Origin of the sequence: Manganibacter manganicus (assembly GCF_002075885.1) — a bacterium.
GTDB classification, from domain to species: Bacteria; Pseudomonadota; Alphaproteobacteria; order Rhizobiales; family Rhizobiaceae; genus Mesorhizobium; species Mesorhizobium manganicum.
On the sequence record NZ_MDET01000056.1, the window covers coordinates 122,849 to 137,306 of the forward strand.

Annotated in this window: 16 protein-coding genes; 6 read left to right on the plus strand and 10 right to left on the minus strand. The window is 60.3% G+C overall.

The window, feature by feature from the left end; all coding sequences use genetic code 11:
* Nucleotides 1-57: 57 nt before the first annotated feature.
* Nucleotides 58-747: an MOSC domain-containing protein gene (locus BFN67_RS21025; RefSeq protein ID WP_080921404.1), complete on the minus strand. Its 690-nt coding sequence runs from the start codon at nucleotides 745-747 to the stop codon at nucleotides 58-60.
* 97 nt (nucleotides 748-844) lie between these two features.
* Nucleotides 845-2,086 carry a DNA recombination protein RmuC gene (locus BFN67_RS21030; protein ID WP_080921405.1) on the minus strand — a complete coding sequence of 414 codons (1,242 nt, stop codon included), beginning with the start codon at nucleotides 2,084-2,086 and terminating at the stop codon, nucleotides 845-847.
* Nucleotides 2,087-2,187: 101 nt separating this feature from the next.
* Between BFN67_RS21030 and def the strand changes: the two genes are divergently transcribed.
* Genes def through truA form a run of 4 tightly spaced genes read left to right on the plus strand, consistent with a single transcriptional unit; the run spans nucleotide 2,188 to nucleotide 4,972 of the window.
* Nucleotides 2,188-2,718: a peptide deformylase gene (gene def / locus BFN67_RS21035; RefSeq protein WP_080921406.1), complete on the plus strand. Its 531-nt coding sequence runs from the start codon at nucleotides 2,188-2,190 to the stop codon at nucleotides 2,716-2,718.
* A gap of 50 nt (nucleotides 2,719-2,768) precedes the next feature.
* Nucleotides 2,769-3,704: a methionyl-tRNA formyltransferase gene (gene fmt, locus BFN67_RS21040; RefSeq protein ID WP_080921407.1), complete on the plus strand. Its 936-nt coding sequence runs from the start codon at nucleotides 2,769-2,771 to the stop codon at nucleotides 3,702-3,704.
* The gene (locus BFN67_RS21045; RefSeq protein WP_080921408.1) at nucleotides 3,701-4,210 is read left to right on the plus strand and encodes a GNAT family N-acetyltransferase; all 510 of its coding nucleotides are present in this window, start codon (nucleotides 3,701-3,703) and stop codon (nucleotides 4,208-4,210) included. The genes fmt and BFN67_RS21045 overlap by 4 nt, the downstream gene beginning before the upstream one ends.
* Nucleotides 4,211-4,225: 15 nt before the next feature.
* Nucleotides 4,226-4,972, plus strand: a complete 747-nt coding sequence (gene truA, locus BFN67_RS21050) for a tRNA pseudouridine(38-40) synthase TruA (RefSeq protein WP_080921409.1) — start codon at nucleotides 4,226-4,228, stop codon at nucleotides 4,970-4,972.
* A 16-nt stretch (nucleotides 4,973-4,988) separates the two neighbouring features.
* On the opposite strand, the gene BFN67_RS21055 is transcribed toward truA, so the two are convergent.
* The 4 genes from BFN67_RS21055 to dapD all read right to left on the minus strand — a co-directional run bounded on the left by BFN67_RS21055 (nucleotide 4,989) and on the right by dapD (nucleotide 8,173).
* Nucleotides 4,989-5,582, minus strand: a complete 594-nt coding sequence (locus BFN67_RS21055) for a transporter (RefSeq protein ID WP_080921410.1) — start codon at nucleotides 5,580-5,582, stop codon at nucleotides 4,989-4,991.
* Between the two features lie 5 nt (nucleotides 5,583-5,587).
* On the minus strand, nucleotides 5,588-6,787 hold the full coding sequence (gene dapE, locus BFN67_RS21060; protein WP_080921411.1) for a succinyl-diaminopimelate desuccinylase: 1,200 nt from the start codon (nucleotides 6,785-6,787) through the stop codon (nucleotides 5,588-5,590).
* An 87-nt stretch (nucleotides 6,788-6,874) separates the two neighbouring features.
* A complete protein-coding gene (locus BFN67_RS21065; protein ID WP_139789283.1) occupies nucleotides 6,875-7,207 on the minus strand; it encodes a DUF805 domain-containing protein in 333 nt (110 codons plus the stop codon).
* Nucleotides 7,208-7,318: 111 nt separating this feature from the next.
* Nucleotides 7,319-8,173 (minus strand): 2,3,4,5-tetrahydropyridine-2,6-dicarboxylate N-succinyltransferase, encoded by an 855-nt coding sequence (gene dapD, locus BFN67_RS21070; protein WP_080921413.1) that lies wholly within the window; start codon nucleotides 8,171-8,173, stop codon nucleotides 7,319-7,321.
* A gap of 145 nt (nucleotides 8,174-8,318) precedes the next feature.
* Between dapD and BFN67_RS21075 the strand changes: the two genes are divergently transcribed.
* Nucleotides 8,319-9,158, plus strand: a complete 840-nt coding sequence (locus BFN67_RS21075; protein WP_080921414.1) for an LOG family protein — start codon at nucleotides 8,319-8,321, stop codon at nucleotides 9,156-9,158.
* A 16-nt stretch (nucleotides 9,159-9,174) separates the two neighbouring features.
* Here BFN67_RS21075 and BFN67_RS21080 read toward each other — a convergent pair whose 3' ends face one another.
* Entirely contained in the window at nucleotides 9,175-9,879 is a 705-nt protein-coding gene (locus BFN67_RS21080) for a pyrimidine 5'-nucleotidase (RefSeq protein WP_080921415.1), read from the minus strand.
* A gap of 8 nt (nucleotides 9,880-9,887) precedes the next feature.
* Nucleotides 9,888-10,784 (minus strand): acetylglutamate kinase, encoded by an 897-nt coding sequence (gene argB / locus BFN67_RS21085; RefSeq protein WP_080921416.1) that lies wholly within the window; start codon nucleotides 10,782-10,784, stop codon nucleotides 9,888-9,890.
* A 228-nt stretch (nucleotides 10,785-11,012) separates the two neighbouring features.
* Here argB and msrB point away from each other — a divergent pair, with 228 nt between their 5' ends.
* Nucleotides 11,013-11,513 (plus strand): peptide-methionine (R)-S-oxide reductase MsrB, encoded by a 501-nt coding sequence (msrB, locus tag BFN67_RS21090; RefSeq protein WP_080921417.1) that lies wholly within the window; start codon nucleotides 11,013-11,015, stop codon nucleotides 11,511-11,513.
* A gap of 92 nt (nucleotides 11,514-11,605) precedes the next feature.
* Here msrB and BFN67_RS21095 read toward each other — a convergent pair whose 3' ends face one another.
* On the minus strand, nucleotides 11,606-13,210 hold the full coding sequence (locus BFN67_RS21095) for a DHA2 family efflux MFS transporter permease subunit (protein WP_080921418.1): 1,605 nt from the start codon (nucleotides 13,208-13,210) through the stop codon (nucleotides 11,606-11,608).
* Nucleotides 13,211-13,231: 21 nt separating this feature from the next.
* Nucleotides 13,232-14,425: an HlyD family secretion protein gene (locus BFN67_RS21100; protein WP_080921419.1), complete on the minus strand. Its 1,194-nt coding sequence runs from the start codon at nucleotides 14,423-14,425 to the stop codon at nucleotides 13,232-13,234.
* Nucleotides 14,426-14,458: the final 33 nt, after the last annotated feature.

The following is a 14,458-nucleotide window of genomic DNA, read 5'->3' on the forward strand; positions in this document are numbered from 1 at the left end:
ATTGCGAACGGCCCGGCACATTGTCGGGCCGTTTGCCTTCGGCTCAACCCATAATTCTTATTTGCCCAGCACCCGTGCGGTCGTGTCTTCGCGATATGACGGATCGCTTTTCTTGAGGAAGGCGGCGTGCCAGCTTCGCGACATCTGTTCGATGCCGGCGAGTTGACGGGCCAATTCTGGAGCCAACGCCGGAGAGAACCGTGCGGTAATGACCGTCGTTAGCGGCCAATCCGGCTGCGGCCTTTCCAGCAACGCAATGCGATCGCCTTCCTCGATGAAGCCTTCCTCAATTACCCGGTAATACCAGCCCGTAAGGCCGGATTTCTGGAAACGAGCGGCCATATCGGCCAGATCGATATGTGCCGATAGTTTCCAGCAAGGCTGCCGGCCTTGCGTGACCTGCACCACTGCGCCGCCGATGCGAAAGACATCGCCAATGCAAATATCCTTTTCCGTCAACCCGCTGGCGGAGATATTCTCGCCGAAACCGCCAGCGACGAAATATCCGGCCTTCTGCGGCAGTTGCTTTTTCCAGAAGGCGTAATTGTCGGCAGCATAATGATGCATCGCCTTTTCCGGGCCGCCATGCACCGCAAGGTCCGCCTGCTCGTCTCCGACAAGGCCGGTCAATGTCAGCCGCAACCTTTCGGCGGTCCGCGACTTGCCTATGCCGCTCGGCGGCCGTCCCGGCCAACGCGGCATGGCCTTGCCGATGAAAACAGCATCAACTCTTACCGTGCCGATCATTATCGCTCCGTTCCACTGCGCCAGACAACCCAACATCACGATAAGCAGCCGTTTTGAAAACGCTAGCGCCCACATGTGACGGGGCAAGGTGATATGCCTAGCCGTTGTCGTCTTCGACAACACGAAGCCGCAACTGACCGGTATGCGACTCGGCGGTACGGCTCTTTGCCTCTGGCGCGGCATCGTCATCGGCCTGAGTGCCAAATTCGAGCGACTCGATCTTCTGGCCTCGTTTCGTCACCTTGCCGGTCGAGACCAGAATGTCGTCGATATCGCGCGAAGCCTGGCCGAAATGCGTCTGTAATTTGCGCACGCGCTCATCGAGGCGCCCGACATCCTCCATCAGGCGCACCACCTCGCCCTGAATGAGATGCGCCTGTTCGCGCATGCGCGCATCCTTCAGAATTGCCTGCACGACCTGGATCGACAGCATCAGGAGTGACGGAGAGACGATCACGACACGCACGCGATGCGCGCGCTGCACGACGGCCTCGAAATTCTCGTGAATCTCGGCAAAGATCGATTCCGACGGCACGAACATGAAGGCCGTATCCTGCGTCTCGCCCTGGATCAGGTATTTTTCGGCGATGGCGCGGATATGAACCTCAACATCGCGCCGAAAAGCTTGCGCAGCGAGTTTCTGCGCCGCTTCGCCCTCGGCGGCACGAATGGCGTTCCATGCCTCGAGCGGAAATTTGGCATCGATGACCAGCGACGGCGCATTGTTCGGCATATTGACGAGGCAATCCGGCCGGCTTCCGTTCGACAATGTCGCCTGAAATTCGTACGCGCCATGCGGCAGACCGTCGGCGACGATCGCCTCCATGCGCGACTGGCCAAAAGCACCGCGCGTCTGCTTGTTGGACAGGATCGACTGAAGTTGCACCACTTGACCGGCCAGTGACTGGATATTGGTCTGTGCGGTATCAATCACCGCCAGCCGCTCCTGCAGTTTCGCCAAGCTCTCATGCGTCGATTTCGCCTGCTCGCTCATCGATTGGCCGAGCCGTCCGGTCATGGCGTCGAGACGCTGGCCGATAGATTGAGTCAGTTCGGCCTGACGCGCTCCAAACACCTCGGCCAGCGCACCCATGCGGCCCTGCATTTCTGATTGCGCCTGAAGGACCGAAGCCATGCGCGCTTCAGCCGCGCGCGATTGTTCCGCGGCATCCGCCGCCGCGCGCTGCCTAGCCTTGGCCGAACGCCAGAATACAAAAGCCAGCAATATCAGGCAGCCAACCAGCAGCAGGCTGGCGCCCACAAGGAAACCGCCTAGCGTAACGTTGGTCGTCCCCAGGCGAAATATCGGGGCTGAAAGCCCGGTACCCATACTTTCCATTGCCATAGCATACCCGATTCGCGGCAGGCGTGCAGATCAAAACATGAACATATGGAATCGCGAAGGTTGACGCTTTCCAACCGACGTCTTAGGTGAGCGGCATGTCGATCAAGCCGCTTGTCATTCTTCCCGATCCGGTCCTGCGCCAGCTTTCCAAGCCGATAGAGCGGGTGGACGAGCCTTTGCGCAAGCTGGCCGACGACATGCTGGCAACCATGTATGACGCGCCTGGTATCGGGCTTGCAGCGATTCAGATCGGCACACCGCTGCGCATGCTGGTCATCGATCTCGCCAAGGAAGACGAAGAGCCGGCGCCTCACGTCTTCATCAATCCGGAAATCCTGTCTCGCTCAGACGAGCGTTCGGTCTATGAAGAAGGCTGCCTGTCCATTCCCGATTATTATGCGGAGGTTGAACGCCCGGCCGCGGTACGCGCCAGATATCTCGATCGCGACGGCAAGATGCAGGAAATCGAAGCCGAAGGGCTGATGGCAACCTGCCTTCAGCACGAGATCGATCATCTCGACGGGGTGTTGTTCATCGACCATATCTCCAAGCTCAAGCGCGATATGGTGGTCAGGAAATTCAAGAAACTCGCCAAGGAAAAGGCACCCAGCCGGATGGTCGGCTGAGCGATCTTTTTCGTTTCGGCATCGCCCCGTCCATCGATCGAGAGGGAACCGTGTCGCTACGCGTCGTATTCATGGGTACGCCGGATTTTTCCGTACCAACACTTCGCGCCATTCACGAAGCCGGCCATGAAGTCGTTGCCGTTTACACCCAACCGCCGCGCGCCGCAGGGCGACGCGGTTTGGAACTTACCCCCTCGCCAGTACAGCGTGAGGCGGAGCGGCTCGGCCTCCCGGTGTACACACCGCTTTCCCTGAAAGGCGAGGCGGAACAATCCGTCTTTCACGCACACAACGCCGATATCGCCGTCGTTGTCGCCTATGGGCTGCTTTTGCCGAAAGCGGTATTGGAAGCGCCACAATTCGGCTGCCTCAATGGCCATGCCTCGCTGTTGCCGCGCTGGCGCGGCGCGGCGCCGATTCAGCGTGCCATTATGGCCGGAGATCGGGAAACGGGCATGATGGTGATGAAAATGCAGGAAGGGCTCGACACCGGGCCAGTGGCGCTGGTTGAAAAGATGCCCATCGATCCCGACATGACTGCCGGCGAGTTGCACGATCGGCTTATGGCGGTCGGTGCCGCTTTGATGGTACAGGCATTGGAGAAACTGGAGCGGAGTCGCCTCACCTTCACGCCGCAACAAACCGAAGGGATGACCTACGCCCGGAAGATCGACAAGGCGGAAACGCGCATCGACTGGCACGCGGCATCCGGCGGAGTGCATAACCATATACGCGGTCTTTCGCCGTTTCCCGGCGCATGGTGCGAAGTGGTAATTGGTGAGCGCACAGAACGCATGAAATTGCTGCGCTCGATACAGATAGAAGGTTCGGGTGCAGCCGGTGAGATTCTCGATGACGAATTCACGGTCGCCTGCGGGAGTGGAGCAGTCAGGCTGATCGAAGTGCAAAAGGCCGGTGGCAAGCCCACTGCTGCGGCGCAGTTTCTGCACGGCGCAAGATTGGAAAAAGGAATGAAACTGTCATGAGCATGATGGCGATACGCGCAGCCACGCCGCGCGACCGCGATGCAATCCGCCTCGTCGAGGAACATGCTTTCGGCCAGCGCAGCGAAGCCGGCTTGGTGGACGCCATCGTCGCGCAAGGCGGCGCGGTGGTCGAACTGGTCGCCGTGGAAGACGGCCAGGTCGTCGGCCATATCCTGTTCTCCCGCCTCTATATCGAGGACGATACGGGTGAGTTTCCGGCTGTGGCGCTGGCGCCGCTTGCCGTCGAGCCCTCCTTCCACGGCACGGGCATTGGCGGCGCTCTGGTGCGCGAGGCCCATATAAGGCTGAAGACTGCCGGCGAGCGACTTTCCGTCGTGCTGGGCGATCCTGCCTATTACGGCCGCTTCGGCTATAGCCACGCGCGCGCGGCCGGCTTCGAAAGCGAATATCAGGGCGAAGCCTTGCAGGCATTGGCCTGGGACGAAGCCCCGGAAGCCGGTCGGCTTGTCTACGCACCGGCTTTCGGTTCCGAACTGGCTGCCTGACAGACCCGCAGCCGGATGCCACGCTTTCGCCTCGACATCGAATATGACGGCTTGCCCTATGCCGGCTGGCAGCGGCAAGCCGGGCAGCCATCGGTGCAGCAGGCGATCGAAGAGGCGATCAAGAAATTCTGCGGTGAGGAGGTTTCATTGCGCGGCGCCGGTCGTACCGACGCCCGCGTTCACGCCACCGGCCAGGTGGCGCATGTGGACCTTGTAAAAGCATGGCCGGACGATACGGTGCGCGATGCCCTCAATGCCTACCTTTCACAAGCTGGCGAACGTGTCGCGATCCTGGCCGCCACGGCGACAAGCGACGAGTTTGACGCCCGTTTCTCGGCGATTGCACGCCACTATGTCTATCGCATCGTAAACCGGCGCGCTCCACCCGCGCTCGACAAGGGCAAAGTCTGGTGGGTGCCAAAACAGCTCGACGCAGAGGCCATGCAAGCGGCCGCGCGAGTGCTGCTCGGCAGGCACGATTTCACCACATTCCGCTCGACGCAGTGCCAGGCCAGCAGCCCGCTCCGCACGCTCGACCGGCTCGATGTGGAACGTATGGGCGAGATAATCGAAATCCGCGCCTCGGCCCGGTCCTTCCTGCACAATCAGGTGCGTTCGATGGTCGGCTCGTTGAAGCGCGTCGGCGAAGGCGCCTGGACGGGCAAGGATCTCAAGGCCGCACTCGACGCCCAAAGCCGCGCCGCCTGCAGCCAGGTCGCGCCGCCCGACGGGCTTTTCCTCGTCAAGGTCGATTATCCCTGATTTGTTTCTGGCGGTGCTATTCCAGCAAGGTAATGCCGAGCAGCGCTTGCAGGACAAGCAAAAAGGCAAGCGAAGCCAAAAACATGCCGCCAAAGACGGCGGTTCCGACAACCGCGCCCTTGCCGATGACGGCATTGGTCATGCGCCATGTCATGACCATCGCCAGGAAGAACAAAGTGAGTGAAACCAGCCAGACAACACCATCGCTGGCAGGCAGCACCAGCCGGACCAGCGCCGATGGCAGCATCATCCAGGCGATAATCGCCGAACTCCAGTTCGACGCCACGACATAATGGACGAAGCGGCCGCCGATGCCGGCATGCGGCGCCAGCACCGCAAGTCCGATCAGTGGCAGGACCCAGGCACCGAGATCGATCGCGGCAAGACGGAGGAGCACGCCCAGCCGTCCAAGAAAAAGATCGGGATCGCCGATCTCGTTGGCAACCTCCACCCAGCCGACAATCATGGCGGGCAGAGCCACCAGAATGGCAAAGAACGAATTCCAGAAGCCATCAGCCGAAAGGTCAAGCAACCGCAAGCCATCGGCTTTGCCTAGCATCAGGCGCCAGGCGCCAGTCAGCGCCGATTGGGTTTCATCCGCCGATAGCATGGCACCTAATTCCGCCCTTTTGCGAACCAGTCCCCGATGAAACGGAGATAAATCTGCGTCAGCGTCTCGAGATCGGCCAGTGCTACGCGCTCATCGACCATATGCATGGTCTTGCCGACGAGCCCGAATTCGACGACGGGGCAATAATCCTTGATGAAGCGCGCATCCGAAGTGCCGCCCGACGTCGATAGAGCCGGTTCGCGGCCAATCACTGCCTTTACCGAAGCACCGAGCGTATCGACGAGTGCCGCGTCTCGGGTCAGGAATACGTGACTAGGCCGATCGCGCCACACAAGATCGTAGTCGATCCGCTCCTTGCGTCCCGTGCGGTACTTCCTGCGACCGCTGGCGGTATCGAGCCGGTTGTGGATTTCGGCCTGAAGGGTTTCGGCGCTCCAATTGTCGTTGAAGCGGATATTGAACACGGCGGTTGCCTTGGCGGGGATGACATTGCTGGCCGGATTGCCGACATCGAACGACGTGATCTCCAGATTGGTCGGCTGAAAATCGGCACTTCCCTCGTCGAAGATCGGATTGAGCAGCGCATCCGCAAGGGTCAGAAGACCCCGCACCGGATTGTCGGCCAGATGCGGATAGGCAACATGGCCCTGCCGGCCATGGACCGTGATTGCGCCGGAAAGCGAGCCACGCCGGCCGATCTTGACCATGTCGCCGAGCCTGTCGGGATTGGTCGGCTCGCCGACAATCGCCGCGTCCCATTGTTCGCCGCAGGCCGCCGCCCATTCGAGCAATTTCACCGTGCCGTTGATGGCGGCCCCTTCCTCGTCGCCAGTGATCAACAACGACACAGAGCCCTCAGGATCACCCTTTTCAGCGATGTAGCGGGCCAGGGCCGCCACGAAACAGGCGATGCCGCCTTTCATGTCCACGGCACCACGTCCGAACATCTCACCGCCGGCAATGTCGGCCGAAAATGGCGGGTGGCTCCAGGCCGATTCATCGCCGACCGGCACCACATCGGTATGGCCGGCAAACAACAGATGCGGTCCGTTGCCGGAGCGGCGGGCATAAAGATTTTCGATATCCGGGGTGCCGTCTTCGGCAAAGACCGGCCGCTCGACAGAAAACCCGAGCGGTTCCAGCATTGTCTCGAGGGCTGCAAGCGCGCCGCCCTCGTTCGGCGTAACCGACGGGCATCGAATGAGGGTTGCAAGATTAGCGGCGGGATCGGTTGTTGAGCTCATATGAGAAGCGATAGGCGAAAGCGCATCGCCTGTCACGACCACAAGTAAGGGCCAGGCGCCGGTGACGATTGGACCTCACACCACGCCTTACATGGGCGCGTTGGTCTGCTTGCCATAGCGGTTGGCCCCAAGCTGGCCGGGAAACAGGCAAAGTACAAGGAAGGCAACAATGGACACGAAAGGCACGAACAAGACGATCGCCGCGAGGCCCGGCTTACCGAGATCGTGCAGCCGTTTTACCGCCAGAGCGATATTCGACCATAGCGACACGAGGAAAGCAGCCATGAAGAGCATCGACCAGAATTCGCTTTCCGGCGTGCCTTCGGCGACCAGCGTGAAACGGTACAGCGGGAAAGCCTGCAGGATCGCGATCAGCAATCCTCCGAGAAAATAGGCCGCGCGACTGACGCGGCCACTCATCCTGAAGAAAAACCAGACGAGTTGAGATCCGTTCAACAAAAATTCTTACCTCAGTCGTCTCAAACACGATTATCCGATTTGATGGCCGCGCTCACCGATAACAGATAGTTATCAATCCCTGAGCAGTTCGTTGATCGAGGTTTTGGAGCGGGTTTTTTCATCCACGCGCTTGACGATCACCGCGCAATAGAGGCTCGGACCGGGATCGCCGTTGGGCAGCGGCTTGCCGGGCATTGAGCCGGCAACGACGACGGAGTTTTCCGGTACTTCGCCATAGAATATCTCGCCGGTGGCGCGGTCCACGATCCGTGTCGATTTTCCAATGAATACGCCCATGCCGAGCACCGCTCCATGCCGCACGATGCAACCTTCGACAACTTCGGAGCGCGCTCCGATGAAGCAATTGTCTTCGATAATGGTCGGACCGGCCTGCATCGGCTCCAGAACGCCACCAATGCCGACACCGCCCGAGAGATGCACGTTCTTGCCGATCTGTGCGCAGGAGCCGACGGAAGCCCAGGTATCGACCATGGTGCCCGAATCGACATAGGCGCCGACATTAACGAAAGACGGCATCAGCACCACACCGGGCGCAACGAAGGCTGAGCGGCGCACGACAGCCGACGGTACGGCGCGAAATCCAGCCTTTTCAAAATCGACGGCACCCCAGTTTTCAAATTTGGAGGGCACCTTATCCCACCATGACGCCTGCCCCGGCCCGCCCTTGACGATTTCCATGGGGTTCAGGCGGAAGGACAACAGCACCGCCTTCTTCAGCCATTGATTGACATGCCAGATGCCGTTTGCCTGACGCTCGGCAACGCGGGCAACGCCCTTGTCGAGCAGGTCAAGCGCCGTGCCGATCGCGTCGCGGACTTCGCCGTGCGTAGATGTCGAAATGGATTCACGATCCTCAAAAGCCGCATCGATCGTCTTTTCGAGGCTCGCCAGATCGGGCTTCGACATGATTGTGCTCCACTTAATGCGCTGCTAAGGGCCGGCTCTTAACCTGTTTGAAAGCCGCGCGGACCCTATTTGAAGGTATGGCGAGGGTCAATCGCCACCGCGCCAACGGGGCTGCGCGTATCGACACACTGGGGAAATTCTCGGCATGAATCCAACGGAAAAGTCGGGCTGGACGCCTCTCCAGCATTCGGGAGAGGATCTCGAGCGTTCGAAAGGTGCGCCGGACACGCCGCAGACACGCGCCGCATCCTATCGGCTTGCCTGGAACGACGAGGACTTCATGACGCAGCGCGAACTGCGTCCGGTGCGCCTGCAACTCGAACTTCTGAAACCGGAAATGATCCTGGCCGAACGTGGCATCCACTCGACGGTCGTGCTGTTCGGCGGTGCGCGCATCCCCGAACCCGGCGGCGAGGCGTGGGCGGCCAAGAACATGACGCAGAAGAAGAACCTCGAACGGAATAGCCGCTATTATGACGAGGCCCGCAAGTTCGCACGGCTATGCTCACAACAGTCGGTGTCCTCCAACTATCGCGAATTCGTGGTCGTTACCGGTGGCGGGCCTGGCGTCATGGAAGCCGGCAACCGCGGTGCCGACGATGTCGGCGCACCTTCGATCGGACTCAATATCGTCTTGCCGCACGAGCAGGCGCCCAATCTCTATGTGACGCCCGAACTGTGCTTCAATTTCCACTACTTCGCAATTCGCAAGATGCACTTCGTCATGCGCGCCAAGGCCATTGCCGTGTTCCCCGGCGGTTTCGGCACGATGGACGAGTTCTTCGAAACGCTCACGCTGATCCAGACAGGCCGCATGGAGCGCGTACCGGTGATCCTGTTCGGCAAGGAATTCTGGCAGCGGGCGATCGATCTCGATTTCCTGGCCGAACAGGGCACGATCAGCCCCGGCGATCAGGACATCATCGATTTCGTCGATACCGCCGAGGAAGCGTGGGAAATCATCAAGCGGTTCTACAAATTATAAGGCTGGCGCCGCCCGTTTATCGCCGACCGGCGATCGAGGTCAAAAACCCGGCCAGATCATCCGTCACGAAATCGACATCGTCCTCATAAGCCGCGTCGCGCTCCCATATCTCGGAAAAGGTCGGCTCGAAATTGCGGGGCACCACCAACACCGTGGTCATTCCAAGTTCCTTGGGAACACAGAGGTTACGGGCAAGATCCTCGAACATCACCGCGTTGGAGCCGGTGATGGCATGTAGTTCGGCAAAGCGCTCATAAGTCTTGCGTGCCGGCTTCGGCGTCAGACCAGCCGCGACAATATCGAAAATGTCTTCGAAATGGTCGAGGATTCCGAGTTGCTGAGCTGCGCGCTCAGCATGCCTGCGGTCACCATTGGTAAAAATGAACTTGCGACCAGGAAGCTGGCGGATCGCGGCACCCAGAACCGGGTCCGGCACCAGCCAGGAATAGTCGATGTCGTGGACTTTCTGCAGAAAATCATCCGGGTCGATGGCATGGCGGATCATCAGCCCGTTCAGCGTCGTGCCATATTCCCTGTAGAGTTCCTTCTGCAGCTTGCGCGCCTCCTCGCGCGGCAGCGACAAAAGATCCGACACATAGGCCGTCATGCGTACATCGATCTGTGAAAACAGATTGGTGTGATGCGGATAAAGCGTGTTGTCGAGATCGAATACCCAATCGGTAACATGGGCGAAGTGTGTAGGGTCGGGTGCCTCGGTCATGCGGGGGGTTATGGCACGATCAGCGTGCCCGCGCCATGTTCGGTGAAGAGTTCCAGAAGTACCGAATGCGGGGTCTTGCCATTGAGGATGACGACGCCCTCCACGCCGCGCTCGATAGCCTCGATGCAGGTCTCGACCTTCGGGATCATGCCACCGGAAATAGTGCCGTCGGCAATCAGTGCTCTCGCCTCGGCAACCGTCAGTTCCGGTATCTGGCGCTTGTCCTTGTCGAGCACGCCCGGCACATCGGTGAGGAACAAAAGACGCGACGCCGAAAGGGCGCCGGCGATAGCGCCAGCAAATGTATCGGCGTTGATATTGTAAGTATGGCCGTCGCGGCCCGGCGCGACGGGCGCGATCACCGGGATCAACTCGGAACGGGCAAGAAGGTCCAGGAGAGTGCGGTCGATCTCAATCGGCTCACCGACGAAACCAAGGTCGAGCACGCGCTCAATATTGCTGTCGGGATCCTTGATGGTCTTGTGCGCCTTCTCGGCGAAAACCATGTTGCCGTCCTTGCCGCACAGGCCGATGGCCCATTCGCCTTCTGCGTTGATCAGCGCAACAATTTCCTTGTTGATCGAACCGGCCAGCACCATCTCGACGATCTCGACGGTCTTCTGATCGGTGACGCGCAACCCACCCTCGAATTTCGATTCAATGCCCATCTTGTCGAGCATGGCGCCGATCTGCGGGCCGCCGCCATGGACGACGATCGGGTTGACACCGGACTGCTTGAGCAGGGCTATGTCACGGGCGAAGGCTTGGCCGAGTTCGGCATTGCCCATGGCGTGGCCGCCATATTTGACCACGACGGTCTTGTTCTCGTAGCGCTGCATGTATGGCAGCGCCCTGGAAAGCAGCGCGGCCTGCATCTCGGCGTTGACGGCGGCATCCGTGGACATCGGGTTCGGCTCTCGGCTGGCTGGACGGTCCCGGCCTCTTAACGAGAATCAGGGCCGGGAGCAAACGGCTTCTCGGGCCTGTCTCCAATCGATGTAACGAAAAGGGCCACCATTACGAATAAGCAGTAAGATCGGCCGGATGGCGATCCCCGGCGCGCATCCGTTCACCACGATTTGATTTCCGTTCGGCCGTGCAGGTGCGCTCAAAATGCGGGAGTGAGAGAGATCATGGATAGACGTCAGCTTTTATCTGGTAGCGCAGCGGCGATCGCTGCAATGGGCGCAATACCGCTGCTGTGGCGTAGCGTACGGCCGGAGAAAGCGAGTGCCGAAACCTTCGCCGTAACCAAGACGGACGCGCAATGGCATGCCATATTGTCGGATGAGGCGTTCAACGTGCTGCGAAAAGAGGGAACCGAATATCCCGGATCGAGCCCGCTGCTCAACGAACACCGCAAGGGCACTTTTGCCTGCGCCGGGTGCGCGCAGCCGGTCTATTCCTCGACAACCAAATTCGAATCGGGCACCGGCTGGCCTAGCTTCTGGGAAGCAATGGCAGGCGGCGTCCTGACGCGGGAAGATACCTCGCTCGGCATGGTACGGGTCGAATGCCATTGCAGCCGCTGCGGCGGCCATCTCGGGCATATTTTCGATGATGGCCCGCCGCCGACCGGCAAGCGTCATTGCATCAACGGAGTGGCGCTGAGTTTCACGCCGGCGACGGCCTGAAGCTCCGCTCCACCCTCCCGACGGGAGGATGGAGCGGCACGGCAAGACAGGCCGCGGGGGAAGAAGCCTGTCTTGTTTCAAAATGCCGATTGCTAGTGTCCGCCACCGCCACCGGCCGATTCCGGCGGCTTGCGCATGAGAATGGCAAACAGCGCCAATGACGCGAACAGCGCGGTGATCAGATAAAAGACATCGGCAAAGGCCATCACCGAAGCCTGCTGATGAGCCATGCCGGAAAGCCTCGACAGCGCCGCAGTGGCCGCGTCCATGCCGCCATGTGAATCGAAATTGCGTGTCATGTTTTGAAGTTGCATTGCGGTCTCCGCATCACCCCAACGCACATGCTCCGCCAACCTTTCATAGTGGAAAGCACCACGGCCGATCAAAAGCGTATTGATGACCGCGAGCCCCACCGCGCCGCCGAGATTGCGCGTCAGGTTGAACACGCCCGACGCATTTTTCAGGCGCTCGGGCGGCAGCGTTCCGAGCGCGATATTGCTGATCGGCACCATGCACAGCATCATCGAGGCGCCGCGCAGGATCTGTGGCACAAACAGTTCCCAGAAATCCCAATCGGCGGTGAGGCGCGACATCTGCCAGGTGCCAAGCGCGAAGCCGAGGAAACCGATCATCATCATCAGGCGCGGGTCCATCTTGCGCGACAGAAAGCCGGATATCGGCGCCATGACGAACATCGCCAGGCCGGAAACAAACAACGCATCGCCGATCATCATGGAATCGTAGCCGCGAATGCGTCCGAGAAAGACCGGGTAGAGATAGGTCAGTCCGTAAAGGCCAATGCCCATGACGAAGGAAAAGATCGAGCCAAAGGCGAAATTGATGTTGGAGAAGGCGCTCATGTCGACGATCGGCTCCTCCGCGGTGAAGATCCGCCAGAAGAATATGAGTGCGCCGATCACCATGACGACGGCACAGACGAACACCGCCTGATCCTGCAACCAGTCGTGGTTCGGCCCTTCCTCCAGCACATATTCAAGCGAGCCGAGAAAAGCGGCCATGCCGGCAAGGCCCCACCAGTCGAATTTCTTCATGAGCGAAAGGTCCGGCTTGTCGAAGTCGATCAGCGCCCAGGCCGCACTCGCCACTAGGATACCGGGTACAACATTGATGAGAAACAGCCAGTGCCAGGAAAAGGCATGGCTGATATAGCCGCCTATGGTCGGACCGATGGTCGGCGCCATGGTTGCCACCAGGCCGATCATCGGTGTCACCACCGCGCGGCGCGACGGCGGGAAGATGGTGAAGGCAGCCGCGAAAACGCTCGGGATCATGCCGCCGCCGATGAAACCCTGCAACGCGCGATAGACGATCATCTGATCGATATTGGTCGCGGTGGCGGCGAGCGCGCTGGAAGCGGTGAAGCCGGCTGCGGCCACCGTGAACAAAACGCGGGTCGAAAGCATGCGTGAGAGAAATCCCGACAGCGGGATCATGATCACCTCGGCGATCAGATAGGCCGTCTGCACCCAGGCGATTTCGTCGGAACTGGCGGAAAGGCCCGCCTGAATTTCGGTCAGCGAGGCCGAGACGATCTGAATGTCGAGGATCGCCATGAACATGCCGAACACCATCGCCAGAAAGGCGACGGTGCGGCGTGGGTCGAGCGCATCTGCACGAGGCGCCGGGCGCGGCGTGGCGGATGCCGGCGTTCCCAGTGCGACGGTTGCGGTGGCCATGATCGCCTCCTCGAACCCGCGTCAGTTGGCGGCGAGCGCCATCGTTGCCGCGGGCGCGGTGCGGCTATCGACATCGGCAACGACCGAAAGGCCAGCGCGCAGTTTGCCGGATTCCAGCACCTTCGCAGGAAGATCGATGCGCACCGGGACGCGTTGCACCACCTTGGTAAAATTACCCGTGGCGTTTTCCGCCGGCAGCAGCGAGAAAACGGAACCGGAAGCCGGCGCCAACGATGAGACCGTGCCCTCGAAGGTCTTGTCCGGCAGGGCATCGACCGACAGGCGCACCTTTTCGCCCGGCACCATTCGCGCGAGCTGCGTTTCCTTGAAATTTGCGACGATGTAGAGCTTGTTCATCGGCACGACGACGGCAAGCTTCTGACCGGGACTGACAAGATCACCCCGCTCCACCGAGAGATTGCCAATGACGCCGTCATAAGGAGCGCGCAGCACCGTGAACGATAGATCGCGCTCGGCCTTGGCCTTGGCCAGTTTCAAGGAGCCTAGCGAACTTTGCGATTCCGCCCGCTGGGCCTCAAGCACGCCGATATTGGCCTTTGCGGCAGCGATCTGTGCTTCGGCACCGGCAAGCACCGCATTCGCCTGTTCGACCGCCGTGCGAGCATCGTCAAGTTGCGCCTGCGTGCCGACATGGGCCTTGAGAAGCCGCGCGGCGCGACTTTCCGTACGCGCTGCATTGTCGGCGGCAGCCTGCGCTGAGCCCTTCTGCGCGTTAGCCTGCTGGAGCGCCGCCTGTGCCGCGACGATCTGCGCATCAATCCGCTCAAGCGTCTTGCCCAAGGTCGTGATCTCGGCCTGTGCTTGCGCGGCGGCGATCTTGTAATCGCCGTCATCGACGACAAAGAGTGGCTCTCCGGCCCTCACCTTCTGGTTCTCGATCACCTCAACATGGTCGATATAGCCGGAAATCTTCGGCGACACGAATGCCATATCAGCCTGTACATAAGCATCGTCGGTCGAGATCATGAAGCGGCCGTCCGTCCAGTAGCCGTAGCCATACCAGGCACCACCGCCAAGCAGCACCAGAAGAACGATCAGCAAGAAGAAGGAACGCGCCGAACGCTTCTTCCCAGCGGGTACTGTGGCGGCAACTTCATCGGGCGCGGGCGGCAGCGGCGCTTCTGCCGCAGGCGGTGCCTTTGCATTGGGAAAAGGGCGCAATTCGGCTATTGTCGAGGCGGACGGCGAGGACATCTGATCTCTCTTGATCTATTATACTGAACCGTT